12 protein-coding genes, 1 pseudogene and 1 riboswitch are annotated in these 20,220 nt (G+C 53.7%); of the genes and pseudogenes, 9 read left to right on the forward strand and 4 right to left on the reverse strand.

What is annotated here, in order from left to right; all coding sequences use genetic code 11:
- The first annotated feature begins 476 nt into the window (after positions 1-476).
- The 5 genes from ACN0XM_RS00655 (at position 477) to ACN0XM_RS00675 (ending at position 9,626) form a co-directional block, all read left to right on the forward strand.
- On the forward strand, positions 477-4,301 hold the full coding sequence (locus ACN0XM_RS00655) for a hypothetical protein (protein WP_417564982.1): 3,825 nt from the start codon (positions 477-479) through the stop codon (positions 4,299-4,301).
- Between the two features lie 125 nt (positions 4,302-4,426).
- Positions 4,427-5,149, forward strand: coding sequence for a hypothetical protein (locus ACN0XM_RS00660; RefSeq protein ID WP_417564983.1), 723 nt, complete (start codon positions 4,427-4,429; stop codon positions 5,147-5,149).
- Positions 5,150-5,748: 599 nt separating this feature from the next.
- Positions 5,749-7,395, forward strand: a complete 1,647-nt coding sequence (locus ACN0XM_RS00665) for a PEP-utilizing enzyme (RefSeq protein WP_417564984.1) — start codon at positions 5,749-5,751, stop codon at positions 7,393-7,395.
- Positions 7,392-8,213, forward strand: coding sequence for a PEP/pyruvate-binding domain-containing protein (locus ACN0XM_RS00670; protein ID WP_417564985.1), 822 nt, complete (start codon positions 7,392-7,394; stop codon positions 8,211-8,213). The genes ACN0XM_RS00665 and ACN0XM_RS00670 overlap by 4 nt, the downstream gene beginning before the upstream one ends.
- 21 nt (positions 8,214-8,234) lie before the next feature.
- Positions 8,235-9,626: an MFS transporter gene (locus tag ACN0XM_RS00675; protein WP_417564986.1), complete on the forward strand. Its 1,392-nt coding sequence runs from the start codon at positions 8,235-8,237 to the stop codon at positions 9,624-9,626.
- A 378-nt stretch (positions 9,627-10,004) separates the two neighbouring features.
- Here the strand turns inward: ACN0XM_RS00675 and ACN0XM_RS00680 are convergent, their stop codons facing one another.
- On the reverse strand, positions 10,005-11,576 hold the full coding sequence (locus ACN0XM_RS00680; protein ID WP_417564987.1) for a response regulator: 1,572 nt from the start codon (positions 11,574-11,576) through the stop codon (positions 10,005-10,007).
- A gap of 367 nt (positions 11,577-11,943) precedes the next feature.
- Here ACN0XM_RS00680 and ACN0XM_RS00685 point away from each other — a divergent pair, with 367 nt between their 5' ends.
- From ACN0XM_RS00685 to ACN0XM_RS00695, 3 genes and pseudogenes are all read left to right on the forward strand, one after another.
- Positions 11,944-13,644, forward strand: a complete 1,701-nt coding sequence (locus ACN0XM_RS00685) for a putative bifunctional diguanylate cyclase/phosphodiesterase (protein WP_417564988.1) — start codon at positions 11,944-11,946, stop codon at positions 13,642-13,644.
- A 275-nt stretch (positions 13,645-13,919) separates the two neighbouring features.
- Positions 13,920-15,128: an OmpA family protein gene (locus ACN0XM_RS00690; protein ID WP_417564989.1), complete on the forward strand. Its 1,209-nt coding sequence runs from the start codon at positions 13,920-13,922 to the stop codon at positions 15,126-15,128.
- 216 nt (positions 15,129-15,344) lie between these two features.
- Positions 15,345-15,717, forward strand: a pseudogene (locus ACN0XM_RS00695) (hypothetical protein); the annotation flags it as partial.
- A gap of 228 nt (positions 15,718-15,945) precedes the next feature.
- Here the strand turns inward: ACN0XM_RS00695 and gdhA are convergent.
- Together gdhA and rnk are read right to left on the reverse strand one after the other, a co-directional pair.
- Entirely contained in the window at positions 15,946-17,292 is a 1,347-nt protein-coding gene (gdhA, locus tag ACN0XM_RS00700; protein WP_417564990.1) for an NADP-specific glutamate dehydrogenase, read from the reverse strand.
- Between the two features lie 13 nt (positions 17,293-17,305).
- Positions 17,306-17,692 carry a nucleoside diphosphate kinase regulator gene (rnk, locus tag ACN0XM_RS00705; protein WP_417564991.1) on the reverse strand — a complete coding sequence of 129 codons (387 nt, stop codon included), beginning with the start codon at positions 17,690-17,692 and terminating at the stop codon, positions 17,306-17,308.
- Between the two features lie 350 nt (positions 17,693-18,042).
- Positions 18,043-18,128: riboswitch (glycine riboswitch) on the reverse strand.
- A gap of 252 nt (positions 18,129-18,380) precedes the next feature.
- Between rnk and ACN0XM_RS00710 the strand changes: the two genes are divergently transcribed.
- Positions 18,381-18,938: an NADPH-dependent FMN reductase gene (locus ACN0XM_RS00710; RefSeq protein WP_417564992.1), complete on the forward strand. Its 558-nt coding sequence runs from the start codon at positions 18,381-18,383 to the stop codon at positions 18,936-18,938.
- Positions 18,939-18,976: 38 nt separating this feature from the next.
- On the opposite strand, the gene codA is transcribed toward ACN0XM_RS00710, so the two are convergent.
- Positions 18,977-20,206, reverse strand: a complete 1,230-nt coding sequence (codA, locus tag ACN0XM_RS00715) for a cytosine deaminase (protein ID WP_417564993.1) — start codon at positions 20,204-20,206, stop codon at positions 18,977-18,979.
- Positions 20,207-20,220 lie beyond the last annotated feature (14 nt).

A 20,220-nucleotide genomic window follows, 5' to 3' on the forward strand; every position in this document is an offset into this window, starting at 1 on the left:
CCTTTGCCCTCCTTTGCCGTTTGCGCGATTTGGGCACTGTTTCCCTAGCCTCGCCTAACCCCACCAACTAACGTAATGCAACCCTATGTCGAGTGGTTAGCAAGCCGGACTTTTCCAACTCCGGGTGGACCTAATACGGGGTCAGGTTCACACCCTCACCACTCCGCAGGATGCTCAGCAGGCGGAAGTAGCAATGGCGGGGAATTGGAGTCTAGCTGCCAGACTGCGCTTTGGTCGCAAAGCGAATATTCAGATCGACCACAAAGCGGCCCTTTTTCTAGGCCGCGTAACCCCGTTACCTCCCCTCCGATTTACTGGAAGACCTGACGCCATGGGAATATTGCGAAACACCAGTGGTTGGAAAACTCTAATCAGCGATGCGACTAAAACAAAGAGGCTTACAATGCTTGAAAGCACTGAAGCTAAGCCTGCAAAATCATTCGGTTCCAAAAATTAAATTGGCATTGGATCGCTAAATGAAATTATTTGAATTAGAGCCAAAAGACATATCTGACCTAGGCGATGGCGATCTTAGAGATTTGGTGGGTAGATTGTCAGAAGCCGAGATTAGAAGATGCGGCCTTCAGCCAAGCTCTGTTCTGTGGGGAGGTGCGCAAGAAGCACCTGACGGCGGGTTAGATGTTCAGGTCAAAAATGCAGACCGCGTTGAACAACCCAATTTCATTCCACGGGCAGAGACCGGCTTCCAAGTCAAAAAGAATAGAATGGGACCCGCGGCTTGCGCTAAAGAGATGACCACTAGCGGAGCACCCAAGCCTGTGATCGCCGAACTAGCCAAAAAAAACGGCGCATACATAATTGTTAGCGGCGCGGATGACTGTAGCGCTGAAATGCTTGAAAGCAGAGTCAAGAGCATGCGATCCGCCCTTGACGGACTCTCAAATAAGAACGACATTGCAGTTGATTTTTATGGTCGCGATCGTCTCGCAACCTGGCTAAGACAGCATCCTGGAGTGTCACTCTGGACTCGCTCAGTATTGGGAAAGCCGCTCTCTGGCTGGAAACCTTTTGGGCGCTGGTCTTCAACTCCCCTAGGCGTCGAAGACCAATTCTTATTAGACGACCATCCCTGCGTATTCAACTTTAGCTCGGGATCCGATGATGCATTGACCGCTCTTCAGGGCATCGAGCTAATTCGCGCCAAACTCAGACATTCCTCTAATGCTGTCAGAATCACAGGCCTTTCTGGCGTCGGCAAGACTAGATTTGTTCAGGCTCTCTTTGAGCCAGACGTTGGAAGCAACAGCCTCCCCGAATCCGAAGTCATTTACGCCGATCGAGGGGAAACACTAAACCCTTCAGAGTCTGAACTGATCTCTTATCTGATAGCTAACAATTACTCTGCCTATTTGGTGTTAGATAACTGTCCACCTGAAGTACACCGTCAACTTCTAAAACTGTTGTCTGAGAAAAGCCATAAACTCAAACTAATAACCATTGAGTATGATATTGCTGACGATCGGCCCGAAGAGACAGACGTCGTTCACTTAGAGCCATCTAGCGAAGCAATTGTTTCGAAACTTCTCCAAAAACGGCAGCCAGAACTTGGAAAAGTCAACGCAGATAGAATAGCCGAGTTTTCCGGTGGAAATGCCAGGCTCGCCATAGCATTGGCAGCTCAAGTAGATGCGGATGAAACACTTTCCAATTTTAAAGATGAGGACCTTTTTAATAGGCTATTCAGTCAAAGGAAAGTACCCTCCGAGAGCTTACTTGCTAACGCCGAGATTTTGTCCCTTGTTTATTCCTTCGATGTCGCCGACAGCAAACCTGGTAATGAACTAACAGTACTGGCAGAGATCGCAGAAACAACGCGACGCACCTTGTATCGTAGTCAAGGGGATCTGCTCGCACGCGGGCTTTGCCAAAAACGCGGTGGATGGCGAGCCGTTTTACCTCATGCCTTCGCCAATCGGTTGGCAAAAAGGGCGCTGGAAAGAATCCCACCGGATGAAATCAACACGGTGTTACTCCAATCAGAAAACTGTCGACTACTCAAATCTTGTGCTCACAGGCTTGGCTATCTTCATGATTTCGAACCTGCGGAAGTGTTAGCCAGCAGCTGGTTTGAGGCAGGTGGTCCTCTGTATGATTTCTCATCTTTGGATGCGGATAGTCTAGCAATACTCGAATTTATCGCTCCAATCTATCCAGAGCGCGTTCTGTTAGCAATTGAAAAACAATCGCAAAATTCAGAGTTCACTTCGAGGCAAAACAGGGATTTTTCTACACTCGTTAGCCTCTTGAGAAAATTGGCATATGAAGATGAAGATTTTGATAGGGCAACTGAAGTCATTTTGGCGTTTGCTCGGACCGAGAGGCCGGATGAGAATTATGACAGCATCACTCGACAGCTGGAGAGCTTATTCTCGCTTTACCTATCCGGCACATTAGCACTACCAGAGCGCCGACAAGCGTTTCTTGGCCGCCTATTGGCCTCCAACGAACAAATAGATTGGAGCATCTCAAAGAAACTGCTCTCAGCAGCTTTTGAAACGTCTCATTGGTCAAGTTCGTACTCATTTGACTTTGGAGCACGGAAGAGAAGTTTTGGCTGGGCTCCCAAGAGCAGGCAGGACATAGATCTCTGGTACAACGGTTTTATTAATCTCTTGAAACCGAGTTTGCTCTCCAGCGAGGAAGGGAGAAGGACGGATGCTGCTGAGCTTTTGGCCAATAACTTCGGGAGCTTGTGGTCTCGCGCCGGTTGTTTCGATGTACTTGAGCAAGTAATCAAAGACTCAACTGGAGAAAATGGAAACCCGCCACTTTGGAGGGCCATTAAGAAAACTATTGCTTCATATAGCGAACCTCATTGTCCCGAAACGCTGAGGCGGCTGGAGGAACTGGAAAAACTAACCGCTCCCAATTCACTTAGATCAGAGATAGAGGCATATGCACTCGCTTACACTTGGGAGCAGGCTCTGATCGCAGAGGGAAATCTAAGTGAACAAACCAAAAAAATTCACGAAAAGATCGAGACCCTCGGCGAGTCAGCTGCAATAGATTATGACTTGCTCAGTGAGTTGGGCCCTAAGTTGTGGAAAGAACAAATAGACGCACTACAGTCCTTCGGGGCTGGCTTGGCAAAGGGGGCTCATGATCCAGAGGTATTGTTCCATCACCTCGTCCGGTTAATGCAGGAACAGAGGTTAAACCACCCTGAGCCAATTCTATTCTACGGCTTTCTTAAAGGCGTTCACGAACAGCACCCTGGCTTGTGTCGTAAATTGCAGGAAGCTGTCCTAGATATCCCCGAATTAAAACCGCACTTCGTATATCTCCTCACGTCAACGCCAATCGAACCTTGGGGAACCCAGCTACTTATAAAGCACTCAAAAGATCCGGAAACACCCGCTGGGTCGCTCTACCCGATTTCAGCGGGCGGGGTTCATGAAACGCTCACAGATCTCGATCTGATAAAGATTGTTGACCCGATCATTAAAAAGAGGGGGGGTATCGAGGCCACTATCCAATTATTAGGCATGCGCTTTTTCGCCATAGAAAAAAGAAAGTATGCTCCAAGCCCCGAAATACGCGCCTTCGGAAGGTCCGCTCTTAACGAGTTGGCCAAGTCCAGTGAGAAAGAGATAAACGTTCAGTCCATGCACTCTCTCGATAAAATCATAGGATTTTGCTTCTCTCCTGAAACAAAAACTACGGAAGTCGAAAAGACGATTGATCTCTTTATCCAGGCTTTCTCGGAAAGACGACTTTACACTTTTCATTTCGAGGAAGTCATCGACGCCTTTATCCTGGCGTATCCAGAATTGGTTTTAAATCGAATATTCCACGAGAACCAAGAAGATCTCTCTTTGCGTTATGATTTGTTCAGAGACAGACTGGGACGTCATGAGTCTGCATTGAACTCTGTGCCTTGCAAGAGGCTGGAATCTTGGTGCGGAGGCGATGACAATCGGATTTTAGAAGTTCTTGGCGCGCTAACCATATATGTTCCCCACAAAACCAAAAGTAAGCCAAAGGAAGGCCAGTCGTCTGTGGTCATACACCCCAATGCATTAGCACTTCTAGACGCAGCAAACGATAAGGGAAAAGTGGTGGACGCACTCTACAGTCGGTCCCGACCCACCTCCTACTCTGGATCTTTAGCACAGATTCTTGAAGGCAGACTACGAGCGTTCACTGGGCTTCTGGAGCACCCATCAGCTGAAGTTCGAGAGCGCGTCAAATCTCTGATCCCTGCCTTTGAGCAATCAATCGCGAAAAACAGTCGGATTGAAGCGGAGCTTGCCAGTCGTGAAGAACAGCGGTTTGAATAGCGTGCTTCGAATTAAAGCACCTCAAGCAAGGGGGGCAGGTCAGTCGCATTCTTATCGCCACAACCCAAGCGATCAACTGTAACCATCTCTTAGTTCATTTTATTTCTGAGGGGGTCATCAAGGTTATGTTTTCCAAATACCTAGAACGTCGCAAACGTCGTGAACTTGAGAAGGAATTCGCTTTTGGAGTGGACAAATCCAAACTCCACAGAGTTTTCGTGAGAGATGGGGTAGAGGAAATCGACGGTGTTAAACGAACTCTCGACACCCACGATTCTGAACTTTATCGAAAGTTTAGCGGGGGGAAGTTTAGCGCACGTGGCTTTGCGACCTACCTGTACTTTCAAGGGAGAAGGCTCACCAAAACCGAAGATAATTTCCACGAATATTTGCGAAATGAAAATATAGAGCAAAAGCTACCAACCAAGCTAGTGGAGGCACTAAAAAGTGACAACCTAGGGCGCTCCATTTTACCTGGGAAGGATTTCGAAACTAATAATTTTACGGCAATATTCAGATACGGGAACGATACCAAGATCAGACTTGATGGAAGCCGAATGAAGCGTTGGTTTGATATCACGGAAGGCGCACAACGGCATCTCAACATGCACCTACTAAGCCTTGCGAGAGGGATGGCCTTCAAGCGAGGAATGAATTTGGAATGGAAGGGGCCTTTCAACGGCTGGCCCAGATCTGAGGTAGAGATTGCTGCTGAGATTCTTAGCCACGCAGGTTCATGGGGCGATATTGAGGATGCCGCCATGTTTGACTTGGCAGACCTAGACGATGAACTTTACCAAGCATGTTTTGCCTTTGACGATGAGGTTTTCTTCGAAAGTTATCGATAGGGCTCTACCCCGTTACTGCTGACACTTCTAAAAGGAGGCCCGGGCCTCGGACCCAGCTTGTGCAGGCTTGCAGCACCTATCCAGACCACCCTAAATAGCCCGTTTAGGAGCGGCGAAAAGGGCTGCTTTCCAATGAACGCGGACCTTTACAGATGGCTTGCCAATGTTCTCTTTTGTTTAGCTCAGTTCAGAGGATGCCCTGGTCGCAAAGCGAACATTCGCATTTATAGATCATCGCTTGCAGCGGAGCTGCAGATTCAGGCCAAAGCAGCGAGAACGTAGAGATCAATAACAACCGGGGCTGTGTCCGGGCTGGACATGAGCTGAGCGCCGAAAACCAACAGCGACTACTCTGCGCCAGCCATGCCCAAAAAGGTTAAGCCCATGAACAAACATAGGGTAATAACGGGGAGTGTCTGGTGGGCCGGAGCAAGTCCGCCTTTCAAGCAATCATTATCTTGTTCGAAACCTGGGCTGGGTCTACTGTTGAATTAATGGCGATCAATCGACATCCCTCGGGTGGAGCTGTACCGGGCGGCCGGTCCTGTTGATTAACAGGGATACGTAACAATCGTAAATTCATGCCAGGACACCATCCCATGAACACACCTTCGTCATCCACCGCATCCGTATTTGAAGCACCTGGCCCAGGATCATGGTCCGTTGACGCGGCCCATTTCCCGCGACCTGTCTCTCGTTTTCAAGCCGAGATCCACCCGCAAGGCATCACCAAGGGTTTTCTGGAATGCGCGCGCCGCTACGGGTTGCTGATCGATACTCTCGACTATCGGTTTGTAAACGGTTTTGCCTACTCGACCGTCGTACAGGCGCCCGAGGCGGAAATTCCGGCGCGCTTCAAAGCCGCCGAAGATGTGTTCCGCAAAAAAATCTGGAGAGAGGATCTGGAGCGCTGGGACCGCGATGTGAAACCCGCCTCGATCAGAACGCATAAAGAGCTACTTGCCGTGGACCCGCAGGCGTTGTCCGACGACGAGTTGATTGCGTATATCGAACAATGCCGGGACAACCTGGAACGGATGATTCATCAACATCACAGTTTCAATTTGGCCGCGATTCTTCCAGTCGGTGATTTTATGGCCCATGTCGGCACATGGACGGACGCTCCCATCGGCGAGTTTCTGGCCCTGACGCGTGGATCGGCACCGGAATCCGCCGGGACCTTTCCAGAAATGGATCGACTGGCCGAGGAGATTCGCAACAGCCTGGATGCCCTTCAAATCCTGGCATCCAAAAAGTCGAGTGCGGATATCCTTGCACAGCTTCGCGATGCCCCAGGTCCCCTGGGTGAAGCAGCCAGAGATTATCTCGGCGTGGTCGGTGACCGACTGCTTAACAGTCTTGATACCGGCGAGCCCTCGGCTATCGAAGTGCCCGACGCGCTCCTCGCCCGGATCAGGATGGCTGTCGAACAGAGCGCGGCTCAGGCTGGGGCTGTTACCGAAGCAGACGTGGCCAGACTGCGGGAAAAGATTCCAGCAGAACACCGTGCCGATTTCGATGAGCTTCTTGACGAGGTGCGTCTGGTGTCGCGACTGCGTGACGAACGCGGATTTTACAGCGACGTCTGGGCGGGCGGTGTCATGCGCCGTGCGCTGCTTTCCGCCGGTGCGAGGCTTGCCGCAGATGGCCTGATCGAAGAGGCAGCGCATCTTATCGAGGCAAGTTACGACGAGATCCAGGTCCTTCTTGGCCGACAGGGTGGCCCGAGCGGGGCCGAGCTTGCGGCGCGCGCCTCCTATCGCAAAGGGCATCGCGTCGACACTGCGCCTGCGGAACTTGGCGATCCCGCTTCGCCGCCCCCTCCGATGGACGGTTTGCCACCCCACGTGAGACGGGTGATGACCGCCCTGGTGACGGCCATTCAATCCCTTGGGGCCGACGTTCAAAGTCATCGCGACAACGCCGTCATCAGGGGAATCGGCGCAAGCCCCGGAACCTACAGCGGCATCGCGCGGGTCATCGACGGGCCGGATGACCTGGGCCGTCTGGAACGTGGTGACGTGCTGGTCACGGCGGCGACCACAGATTCCTTCAACATCGTGCTTCCTCTGCTGGGGGCCATCGTCACGAATGCGGGCGGCTTGCTGTCACACGCCGCCATCGTGGGACGCGAATATGGCATTCCCTCCGTCGTCGGGACTCGTAACGCCACGGCGCAGATCACAGACGGAACCCGCGTGACCGTGGACGGAACGAAAGGCGAAGTCCGGATCGATTCCCCGTGAAACCGGGTCCGTTGGCCTCGGCCTGCGATGAGTCTGTGTACGGCGGAAAAGCCACGCAACTCGGAGCAGCGCTCCGCGCCGGGTTGCCTGTGCCCGAAGGTTTCGCGCTCGATACCGCGTTTGTCGATGCCATTGCGGCAGGCGACGCCAGTGCTCGGACCGAACTCGCCAGACTGTGTGCGCAGATGCCCGGACCGGTCGCTGTCAGATCCTCGGCCATCGGCGAAGACTCGGTGTGTGCGAGCTTCGCCGGACAACATGCGACGGTTCTCAACCTCATGGGTTTCGAGGCGGTTTTGGACGCAATTCTGGTCGTCTGGGAATCCGCGCGGACGGAGTCTGCCCGGGCGTATCGAGACCGGGTCGGGGCGGACGCGGCCATACGCATGGGTGTAGTCATCCAGAGTCTTGTCGCCGCTGATGTGGCCGGCGTGCTATTCACCTGCAACCCCGTGACCGGCCTGGACGAACTTGTCGTCGAGGCTTCGTGGGGCCTAGGTGAAGCCGTTGTGCAGGGTCTGGTCATCCCCGACAGCTATCGCATGGATCGCTCGGGGCGTCTGCTTGAAAGCCGCGCGGGTTTCAAAGACATAAGCGTGCAGCGTGTGCCCGGGGGCCTGACCCGCACGGAAGCGGTCGCCGCGCATCTTGTCGAGCAACTCTGCCTTGATGCGAAAAAACTGGCTGCGCTACAAGGGCTTGTGACGCAGTGCGAGGGTGTTTTCGGTACCGGACCCCATGACATCGAATGGGCATTCGAAGGCGAGACACTCTACCTGCTGCAATTACGCCCAGTGACGAAATCGGCTGTGGCCTGACGATAACATCGGGACAAAACTTTGAGCGCCAACAACGCTGCCATCCGAATGAATACCGCGAGCACGGCAGGCCTTCTGATGGCGTCAGCCCAGGCGCCGCTGGGTTCGACACTAATCGCCGTGGCGCTGCCGTCCATCGGCCTCGGAATCAGTGCGGATCTCGTTTTGATCACGGGCTTGCTGGTCACCGGTTATCTGGTTGTCAACGTGATTTGCCTGGGGCCAGCGGGAAAGATCAGCGATGTCATCGGACATTCGCGCATCCTATGGACCGGTATTGGCCTTTATTTAATCGGCGCGGCTTTCGGGGTTCTGGCGCAGGGTGTCAGCTTCCTGTTTCTGTCGCGCTGCCTGATGGCCGTAGCCGGTGCCTTGGTGGTTCCGGCCACCCTCGCCCTGTTGCGTCTGCATGTGCCTCCAGAGAGACGTGGCCGTATCTTTGGCCTGTTTGGCGCTACGATGGCAATCGCCGCAGCCTGTGGGCCTGTGCTGGGCGGTGAGATTGTGAGCCTTTTTGGCTGGCGTGCTGTTTTTGTTGCCAATGTGCCCTTTCTTGCCGCCTCTGCGCTTCTGCTGCATCGGTATCCCCTGCCTGCCGAAAACACCTCGGCACAGCGCCCGCTGAGAAAGCTGACAAGATCGCTGGATTTTATGGGTATCGGTCTGCTGGCGCTGTCACTGGCGTTGCTGATCCTGGCCAGCAAACTTGAAGGCACTGTGTTCATGGCCGTGGTTCTGGCGGCGGCCATCGCCGGAGTCGCCTTCGTCAAATGGGAGGCGAAAACCCCGACACCGGTCTTTGATCCGCACCTGTTTTCCCTGCCCCCCTTTGCCGCGGGAACACTGATAATCGCTCTGCAGAACTTTGCGATGTATGGATTGCTGTTTCAGTTACCGCAATTTTTTTCCGTATTCCGCGTGACGGAGCCGCGCGACATTGGCTACATGCTCTTCGTCATGATGATCGGCATGGTCGTTGCCGCGCCATTGGGCGGACAACTGACCGACCGGATCGGCGCACGGAGCGCGGCGCTTCTGGGAAGTGTGTTGCTGCTGACAGGCGTTGGTCTGCTATGGGGCATCGATTCATTTGAGTCCCCGCAGGGCGCAATGCCAGCCCTGCTGATGTCAGGATTGGGCCTTGGCTTGTGCAACGCGCCTGCTCAGTCCGCCTCGATGAGCGCCGTGGAGCCCAGACAGGTTGGAATGGCAGCTGGCGTCAGTTCCACGATGCGTTACCTAGGCGGCATTCTGAGTATTCTGGTTCTCGACGCGGTCCTGGGAGACGATCAAATCGTCAGCGTGGCGCGCCACGACGTCATGATCCGGCTATTTACCGTTGCCATTGTGCTGTCCGCACTCATGAGCCTATGGCTCCCCGGCGCGACTGTTGCCGCCGCAAAATCCCCCTGAAGGCGGTACCCGGGCTAGATATCAGTTAAACACCGAAGGCCATCCTGAAGAGGATTTGACCGCGAGTGACGAGACCGAATAAATAGCGCAAAACTGAAAGATACGAATGTTCGCTTTTGTTTAAGATTGGTGCGCTCGGCCTAGTCGCAAAGCGGACATTCAGATTAGCCTTGTAACGCCAGCCATTGGCGGTGCCTACACCAGGATCGTCCGTGAGAGTGCCACCAGCCCTTAAAAGATCTAATGGCCTTGATTATAGGGTTCAAGACTCACGCAACTGGCCTCTGATGAGCCTGAGGGGTGTCATGCCTTTCGGGGTAGTCCAGTTCATGAGATTTTGTCCACAGGTTCCGGCAAAGAAAGTGGCATGAACAGTTCTTACGAAGCCATTTGTTGCTGATCCCCGTCAGTGAAGGCAGGCTCCAACGCCACGTGCAGCACAGTGCCCTGCTTGTGATTGGACATGAAGCGTATTTTACCGCCCTGCACTTCCGTCATCAGCTTTGCAGAATAGGTACCCAAGCCCGTCCCCTGTGCTTTATTGGCAGTCGTATACTTGTCGAAGAAAGTGTCTCGCAGATTCTCGGGGATTGTTCCTTTATTGTGGATCAGGAGATTAATCTTGGCTTTTCTGTTCACCATAATATGCACCGTATCGCCAGGTGGAGAAGCTTCAACGGCATTCTTGAGTAAATTGCGCAACAAGGAAAGACACAGACTTTCCTCCCCGAGACAAACGCAACTCGAGGCCGGCCGCAGTGACAAGCGGACCTGTTTCTGGTCTGCCTCACTCTGCAGCTCACGGACAACCCGCTTTGCCAATTTGATCAGGTTCACGGATGCTGGCTCGAAGTGGTATGCACCCGTCTCCATTTTGTAGAGATCCAGGGTTCGGTTCACCATATTAAGGGCATCAAAACCCGCGTCTCGCATCGTTTCCAATGCACCTGCGACATGCTTGGTCCAAGGCCCGTTTTGTAACAGCGCGTCAGCGGTAGAAATAATGGCAGATAGCGGACTTTTAATATCGTGGCGCGTCATGCGTTCCACATCTTCGCGCAGGCGAGCATTCTCCAATAAAGCATCAATGTGGTTTCGCAGGTCCTCTTTTGCATGGCGGATTTCAATATGTGTCGCAATGCGAGCCTGCAGCACCGTCGGATCAGCCGGTTTGGTGATGTAATCCACGCAACCGGCCTTGAATCCCCGGGTGATCTCCTTGGACGTTGCATGTGCAGTAAGAAATATAACCGGTATGGCAGCAGTAGAGGGATCACTTTTTAGCTGGCGACAGACCTCATATCCAGATGTATCAGGCAGCGCCACCTCCATCAGGACGAGGTCGGGTGTCGCCTGAATATGAATCATCTCCAAGGCCTGCTCGCCATTGGCAGCTGACTGAACATTGTGAAGACGGCCTATGGTAGTGGCCACCGCCCTGTCCGACGAAAGATCGCCGACCAGCAGAATAGTGGCGCTCCCAAAATCGTGGCCAAACGCCTCGTTTGGTGTTTCATGAGCTACTTCCGCAGTTGGGACAATCTCTGCGGGGCCAGCGTGTTTCACCTGATTGGTAATCTTGTTGACCCGATACTGGAGATCCGCGTAGGTAAAAGGCTTAATCAGGAACTGGGTGACGCCCTCCTGAATGGCCTCACTGACCAACGTCCTGTCGCTTTCCGCAGTCACCATCATAAAAGGAATGCTGCGCCAGGCTGGAGTTTTGCGGATCACTCTCAGCAATTCCATGCCGTTCATTTTTGGCATGTTGCTGTCCGAAATAATTAGGTCGACTCGAGTGGTCCCCAACAGGGTTAGTGCCTGTTCGCCATTTTCAGCCAGTGAGACATTGTTTAACCCCATCAATCGCAGGCTGTCTTTTATCATTTTTCGCATTGCCGCAATGTCCTCGACAACCAATATGGACATAGACTGGGGAGGAAAAATCATGCCGGCCTCTCAGTGGTTCGGTGAGGGTCACGTACCAGACCAGATGCACATAGCGGTTTTTCGGTGCGACCCTTTTCTGAATACAACGTGCGACTTGAGCTTAGTTGCAGCGGTTTAGGAACTCAAATTTGCTGAGAGCGTCTGCAGACACGAGATGTGACTCCTTCGTTTTTCAATTTGGCACAAATCCTACTGGTGATTATTGACGTAACAAATCATTACAGGATAACCGTTATTTTTTGAACTACGCTCACGATGGCCGCCTTAAATAGCAATAATAAGGCAGTCTGCAATTGTCGGTCTCTCAGGTAAACCATCAACAATGAATTGACTATCCCTCGAAGACCCGACCATAAAAGGCAGTCAGATGAATAGAGAGAGTAGTAGCTACCTTCCTACCTTCAACAGTATTTGGCACTCGCAGAAATGGCCACAAATGTCGGAGTTTGCGAGGTCTATTTCCAGGCTCCTGTTTATTGTCATTTTTTTTGCAGCTGGCACATGGGTGGTTTACTTCACTGGTGGTACAGGATATGCCTACCCCTATGTAATCCTGCTGCCAATTCTGTTATCCACAGTTTGGTTTGGACTCCCCGGGGCAATCCTCGGTGCGGTGGCGGGTGGACTTCTCATCGGCCCGTTAATGCCGCTGAACGTATCAACCGATACCTACCAATCGACGGACAATTGGCTGGCGCGAATCGCTTTCTTCCTGCTCATCGGTGTTTTTTCAGCAGGGATTTTCCAGAGCCTCCGGCTGGCCAATCAGCGGCATCTCCATGCACTCGAAATCGATCATAAAACCGGCCTAGGTACACAAGCAGCCCTTAACCGGGACCTCAAAAGGTTACTGCGAAGGACGAGCCAGGATAATCCCCCCTCATCCGCGATATTACTGGTCCGGATGCAGGACCTGTGGGAAATCTTGCAGTCAATGGGTGCTGATACAGCGGAACAGGTGGTCAAAGACCTGGCCAAGCAAATCACTCAGAACATCGAGATACCTCATCAAGTCTACCGGTTCAGCAAATCGGAGCTGGCAATTCTGTTCTCCGTTGAGTCTCAAGAGGAGGTTGATCGCCAGGAAAAAGTGGGCGCCGTTTTTGACATTGCCAAGCGAGTGGGCGAAGAAGAAACCGTTGTGAAGGGCATCCCATTTCGCGTTCAGATAGTTGCCGGAAGCTACCTCATCAGAGATAACGATCAGAATCCGGAAATCGTCATAAACCGCGCGAGAACCGGCCTGTCCGTGGCAATCGAGAATAACGTTCCCTACAGGCGTTACGATCCCATGTTCGACCAGAAAACCGCGGAGCGCGTTCAACTGATAGCGCGAGTCCGTGATGGACTTGTCAAACAACAATTCCAGCTGTTTTACCAGCCCAAAATCTGTATGCGAACGGGCCGCCACGTTGGATCTGAAGCCTTGCTGCGTTGGTTTGACCAGGATAATAGGATGGTCATGCCCGGGCTGTTCATGCCCAAGGTTGAAAGTACTTCGTTGATAGACCCTGTAACGCGATTCGTGATCGCCAAGGCCTGTGAAAACATCAAATCACACAATCTCATGTCGGTGAGCATAAATTTCGCGATCGACAACTTGATGAACTCGGCTTTAATCGAGGATCTTGGACGGATCGTAGCTTCCTATGGTGTCAGTCCTGAATCTCTGGAAATCGAAATTACGGAAGGCGCACTGATCCGGGACCCTGAACAAGCAAAAACAGCCGTGAGGAGCTTGCGCGACCAGGGTTTCAAAGTCAGCCTCGATGACTTCGGAACAGGGTATTCATCCTTTCAGTACCTGACTCACTTGCCGCTGTCGGGGTTGAAGATCGACCGAGCGTTTGTCGAAAACCTGGAAACCAGCGCTGATGCCCGCACTATCATGGAATCCATGATCTCTATGGCCAAGGCACTAAAACTCGAAGTTACCGTTGAGGGTATTGAGACAGAAGAACAAAGGAAGATTGTCACTGACCTAGGGGCGGATCTGGTTCAGGGGTTTCACTACTCCCGGCCTCTTCCCCTGACCGAGTATCAACAATGGGCGAAAGCCCGTAGTTAGCCTTTTGACAAGTATGGCGCGGATTTCAAATTAGCAACTTTAGAAAGAAACAGAAGCGTCCCTGCCTGGCTACGGGGACAAGAGTCCAAAGGTCGCAAAGCGGACATTCAGGCGGATAGACCAACACTTTTCCTTGGAGAAATTCAGCCTCTTTTTAGAAATGTCCGCAGTAACGGGGTAGAACCCGGCAATCCGCATGGCCGACTCATTGGTCAAAAAAACTGCTAGGCTACCGTAATAAAATATGTAGTTAATAAGAACAGATGGGCATCACAATGGCGCAACGAGCTTGGGTTTCCACGACATTGATCTTTCTGCTGGTAATAACCGCCGGGGCTGGTATCTATTTCTATCAATCCCTGTCCTCAGACCTGACACAACTTGAAAGCGCCCACGAGGAAGCCCTCTCCGAGGCCGAACGCCTGCAACAAGAGCTTTCCCGGGCCCGCCAACGCCTGACCCAGCGCAGCACCAGTGCGGACCGGCTGGAGGCCCGGCTCAATGAGGCGCAACAATCCCTGATCAATGCCGCCAAAGAGCTAGAAGCATCGCAAGGTCAGATTGAAAACCTGGAAAGTCATATTGATGACCTGGATGCAAGCTTGTCAGCCAGCCAGACCCTGGCCAGTGCCCGCGGCGACCAGCTGGCTCAGAGCCAGGCCCGGGTCGCGGAGCTGGAAATCCGGATTGCCTCGCTGGATAGCAGTCGCCAGGAACTGGAAAGCTCCCTGTCCGCAGCCAGAGAGCAGCAGGCCCAGAACGAAGTCCAGATTGATAAACTCTCAGAAGAGCTAAAAGCCACCCGGGCCACTCTTGCTCAGGCCCGAGATCAACTGGCACAGAAAGAAAGCACCCTGGAGGAAGTGGCGGAGGAACGGAAGTCGGTCGCCGAACAATATCGCGAAGCGCGGGAGCAGTTGGCCCTGCAGCAGGCGCGGAGTCGCAGTGCTAGCGAGACTGTCAAGGAACTGGAGGCCCGGCTGCAACGTGAGCGCTCTGCCATGAACAACCTGCAGACTCATCTGCAGGCCCTGAGCGACGAGAAACAGACATTGGTATCACGTCTTGAAGACGGAACCACGGTCATCAAGCTGCCGGAAAATATCGTGTTTAATTCCGGCTCCGCCCGCATAGGAAAGTCCGGTCGTGAGACCCTGCAACTACTTACTACTGCCCTGGAAAGCTTTCCCGGCCACCTGATCAGCGTTCAGGGCCACAGTGATAGCCGTCCCATATCCCCCAGACTGCAGGACCGGTACCTCACCAACTGGGAGTTATCTGCCGCCCGCGCCGCCTCGGCGGTGCGGGTGCTGAGGGACAACGGCATAGCCCCTGAGCGCATGCAAGCGGTCGGCTACGCCGATACCCGCCCACTGGTGAAGGAAACTGATGCAGCCAGCCGGCGCATGAATCGTCGCATCGAGGTGCTCCTTTATCCAGACCGGTTCACTGTTAAAGCCCACCCCGGTCTGACAACGCACTAAAACCTCGTGGAACAGATCAGGCCTGTGCCCCTAACCCCGTATTGGGTCCGGAGAGTTCGAATCCTCTCGGGCGCGCCATTATTGTAAAAGGCTTGCGTGAAGACGCGGGCCTTTTTGTTTGGGTGTGTCCATGGTGTGTCCGCGGTTTTGAGGCTGTTCTTACCGACTCGAAGATTTTGACCATTTCACTGAAGCTGCAAGCCCCAAAGTTGGGCACAAAACATTCCAGAAATCCCGCTCCATGCAGACGCCATCGAGCCTTTGGAGCAAGTCTATCCGTTCGGATGATTGGGCGTGCTCGCAGATACACCAACTGTTAGCGAGGAACTGATCTCCACCAAACATGAACGCGGCTTCGCCCTTTGCCGCCTGCCTGCGGACACGGCCGCGAAGCTTGTGACTGGCCCCTCCATAAAAAAGAGTATCGCGCCGCTTGTGGAGGACCTCAATCCTGTACAAATTTCCGGAAAACGACGGATTTAGCCAACGTATCCAGGACGCCGAGCTGGACTATTTTGTCGGCTCTGGTGCTGGCCGCACGACTATTGCGGGAAATTACGTTGGGTTGTCCTACGAGCCAATAGAGTAATGTGTCCAGACTAACGAAAGACCTGCCGCAAGGAAGCGGCTCCTTTCACCATTGATGTGGTAGGTTGTCTTAGCGAACTTCACGCCCGCCTGTTCCTATTTTTAGGAATGTCCGCAGTAACCGGGTAGAACCCGGGCGGGCGATATTCGACAAAAGAGCCCGCCACTATGCGGGCTTTTTTGTCGAATATTGTTTGCTCCTTAGTCTTGATGAGTGGCGACAAACTCTTCAGATAACCCCAAACGCCAACATCGCATCAGCAACCCGGCAGAACCCTGTGGTATTGGCACCAAACACGTAGTCCCCGGGCCGCCCATAGTCTTCGGCGGTTTCGAAACAGGAGCGGTGGATTTCAATCATAATGTCTTCCAGGCGCTGCTCGCTGTAATCAAAGCTCCAGGAATCCCGGGAGGCGTTCTGCTGCATTTCCAGCGCGCTGGTAGCCACGCCACCGGCATTGGCCGCTTTTGCCGGACCAAACAAAGTGCCCGCTTCACGAAATAACTTCACGGCTTCCGGCGTGCACGGCATATTGGCACCTTCTGCAACCGCCAGGATGCCATTGCCAATTAACGCCTTCGCGTCGACGTCCGTCAGTTCGTTCTGGGTGGCGCACGGCAGAGCAACGTGGCAGGGCAGCAACCAGATGGATCCGTTGGCGACAAAATCACTGCCGTTCTGGCGACGTGCCGCATAGTCACAGATTCGGCCACGCTCAATCTCCTTGATCTGGCGAACAAGCGCCACATCGATTCCCGCCGGGTCATAGACGTAGCCACCCGAGTCGGAACAGGCAACCACCTTGCCTCCGAGCTGCTGGACCTTTTCCATGGCGTAAATCGCAACATTTCCGGAGCCGGAGACCACCACTTCTTTGCCCTCCAGATCCTCGCCCTGAGCGGCCAGCATCTCCCGGACAAAGTAAACCGTTCCGTACCCGGTCGCTTCCTTGCGCACCCGGGCGCCACCCCATCCAAGGCCCTTGCCGGTCAGTACGCCAGACTCGTAGCGGTTGGTCAGGCGCTTGTACTGCCCGAACAGAAAACCAATCTCCCTGGCACCGACGCCGATATCGCCCGCAGGTACATCGGTGTACTCACCAATGTGCCGATAGAGTTCGGTCATGAAGGATTGGCAAAACCGCATGATCTCGTTGTCAGATCGCCCTTTGGGGTCAAAATCCGAACCGCCCTTCCCTCCGCCGATCGGCATGCCGCTCAGGGAGTTCTTGAAGATCTGCTCGAAACCCAGAAATTTCACCACGCCCAGGTTGACGGAAGGATGAAACCGCAAGCCCCCCTTGTAGGGACCAAGGGCCGAGTTGAATTCAACCCGGAACCCCCGATTGATCTGCACCGTGCCAGAATCATCCTCCCAGGGGACCCGGAAAATGATTTGCCGCTCGGGTTCACAAATGCGCTCGAGTAGCTTTGCTTCCTTGTACTCGGGATGTTTGGCAATCACCGGCGACAGAGATTCCAGGACCTCCAACACCGCTTGGTGAAACTCAGGCTCCGCAGGATTTCTCAGGACGACTTGCTCGTAAAGCTCGCCAAGGGTGTCTTTCTGGTGCATGCGTATTCCTTATTCAGTTTGCGTGAGTTACTTCGATGATTTTCAGACGTAGCGGGTTCTTGCCGACCAATGACCAATCAATACGGTCGCCTACCCGAAGACCCAGGAGGGCGGCACCCGCTGGAGCCAGAACGGACACACACTCCTCGCCTGCCTCTCGCTGACTCGGGTAAACGAGCCTCATCGTGTACTCCGCGTCGTTACTTTCATTTTTAAAATGGACCAGGGAATTCATGGTCACGGTGCCGGAAGGCAGATTCCCGGCATCAACCAGAGTTGCTCTATCAAGCTCGCGAGCAAGCGCCTGGGCTGCTTCATTGCCATGTGGCTGCTTCTCCAACATGGCGGACAAACGATCAAAATCCTGTTCTAAGACATAAATAGCTGGACGTTCAGACATAACGACTCCTCAAGGCTCGTAAGCCAAGGTTCAGTTAGAGGATGTGTTCAGAGGGTCTCGCCGAATTCGACGATTTTTCGACGAATTCAGCGAAAGGAATGGCGAATACGGCGCAGCCCGGCAGCCAGAACTGGCGCCACGGATGAAACGGAATGGATGAAGTAAAAACCGGTTTTCATTTTGAAACTCAGCGGCTTTATAAAAAGATAAATCTTAGTAAGCTAAGCTAGCTCAGTTGACGAAGAAAAAAACCATCAAAACGTCTGATATCCGCGCCGGTCCAGACGCTTCCGGATCTGCTTGCCCCTTCGGTGGACTGCGTTGGCAGTCACTCTCCAGAAGGCTTTGAACGGTGCCTCGCAGTACCTGTGCCTGAGCGTTTATGGGAGTTTGCGCCTTCGGCGGGGCCAATGGCCCTCTCTCCTGCGAGATCGGGCATTATAAAGCGATAGGAAGCTAACGTCGAGCGGGAGGACTCGTCTCAGGTCGCATTAAAATGCCTGCTGGATAACACCTCAGGATAATTCTCAAGAGCACCGTGAGACTCAGAATTTTTGACCAAATCCTACTGGATACTCCGTTATCTTTTTGAAGATGCGCCCTTTATCCTGCTTTTCTCATCAAGAATTCTTACACGGATTCACGAACTAGCCTTGAACGACTCGCGACAGCTACCCGAGGACACTCCATGAAACTACAGACCATCATCTGCAGCACTCGCCCCGGCCGGATCGGCCCTTCCATTGCCAAGTGGTTCAATACATTGGCCAATGAACAGGGAACATTTTCCAGTGAGCTGGTGGACCTGGCCCAGTTCAATCTTCCGGTATACGACGAGGCCAACCATCCTCGCCTGCAGAAGTATGAGCACGACCACACCAAAGCCTGGTCAGCAAGCGTAAGTAAGGCGGATGCCTACGTATTCGTCATCCCCGAGTACAATTTCTGCCCGCCGCCATCGTTCACGAACGCGTTGAACTACGTCTACAACGAGTGGAATTACAAACCTTGCGGATTTGTCAGCTATGGCGGCGTTTCCGGTGGCCTGCGTTCCGCCCAGGTCGCCAAGCAGCTGGTCACCACGCTGAAAATGATGCCGATGGTGGAAGGAGTGATGGTGCAGATGCCCTGGGAAAAACTGGATGATCAGCGCCGTTTCCTCCCGGCCGAGCATCACACCGGCTCGGCCAACGCGATGCTTGACGAAATGGCGAAATGGGCAACGGCCCTGAAGTCGCTTCGCTGAACACCAGAGTACTAGAACAGATTCCGTTGCGACGGGCATCACCCCTGCCGATTCACCAGAATCCGACCATCACGGATGGACGCGGCAACCGGCAACTGCCCCAGCAGCACCTCGTACGGGGACCGTCCCTGCAGTACCACACAGCGCGCGGGCCGGCCTTCTTCAATACCGTACTCTTCCAGATCCAATGCCGCAGCACCATTGTCGGTAATCAGCTCCAGTGACCGGTCAATCCAGCCCATACCCAGCATGTGGCAGGCGTGCAGACCGACGTCCAGCGTTCGGAGCATGTTGCCGTTCCCCAGCGGGTACCAGGGATCGCGGATGGAATCCTGGCCGAAGGCTACCTTCAGCCCCGCATCCAGCAGTTCCGGAACCCGGGTCAGGCCACGACGCTTCGGATAACCGTCGAATCGGCCCTGCAAGTGCAGGCTTTCGGTGGGCATCGACAGAAAGTGCACACCGGATTGCTTCAACAACCGGAACAGCCGGCTGCAGTAATGGTCGTTGTACGAGCCCATGGCACAGGTATGACTGGCGGTAACCCGGGAGCCATAATCCAGCTTGAGCGCTTCGGCAGCGAGCACCTCCAGGAAACGGGACTCAGGATCATCAATCTCGTCGCAATGCACGTCTACCAGAAGGTCGTGCTTGTGGGCCAGCGCCACCAGCCACTGGACAGACTCAACACCGTAATCCCGGGTGAATTCGAAATGGGGAATGCCACCGACGACATCAGCCCCCAGACGAACTGCTTCCTCCATAAGCTCCTTGCCCTGCGGAAATGACCAGAGGCCCTCCTGAGGAAATGCCACAATCTGGAGATCAACTGTTTCAGCTATGCGCTCACGCACTTCCAGCATGGCCTTCAGCCCTGTCAGCTTGGGGTCTGTCACATCAACGTGGGTGCGGACATGCTGAATGCCGTTTTCGGCAAACAGCTTCAACGTCTGCTCGGCCCGGCCGACCACGTCGTCGCGCGTCAGGCTGGCTTTGCGTTCAGACCAGCACTCAATCCCTTCAAACAAAGTACCGCTCTGGTTCCAGCGAGGCTCGCCGGCGGTCATGGCCGCATCCAGGTGAATGTGCGGCTCCACGAAAGGAGGAGCAACCAGATTTCCGCCGGCGTCCAGCTGATTTTCTGAGGCTTCTTCCTGTGCATGCTGGGCCGTAATCGCGCTGAACCGGCCGTCGGCGATAGCCAGCCGGTACAAACCCTCGCGGCCCTGCAATCGGGCGTTGATAATGGCATTAAGACATTCACTCATAACCTCTCCTTAGG

The organism is Marinobacter sp. (assembly GCF_048269445.1).
Taxonomy (GTDB): domain Bacteria; phylum Pseudomonadota; class Gammaproteobacteria; order Pseudomonadales; family Oleiphilaceae; genus Marinobacter.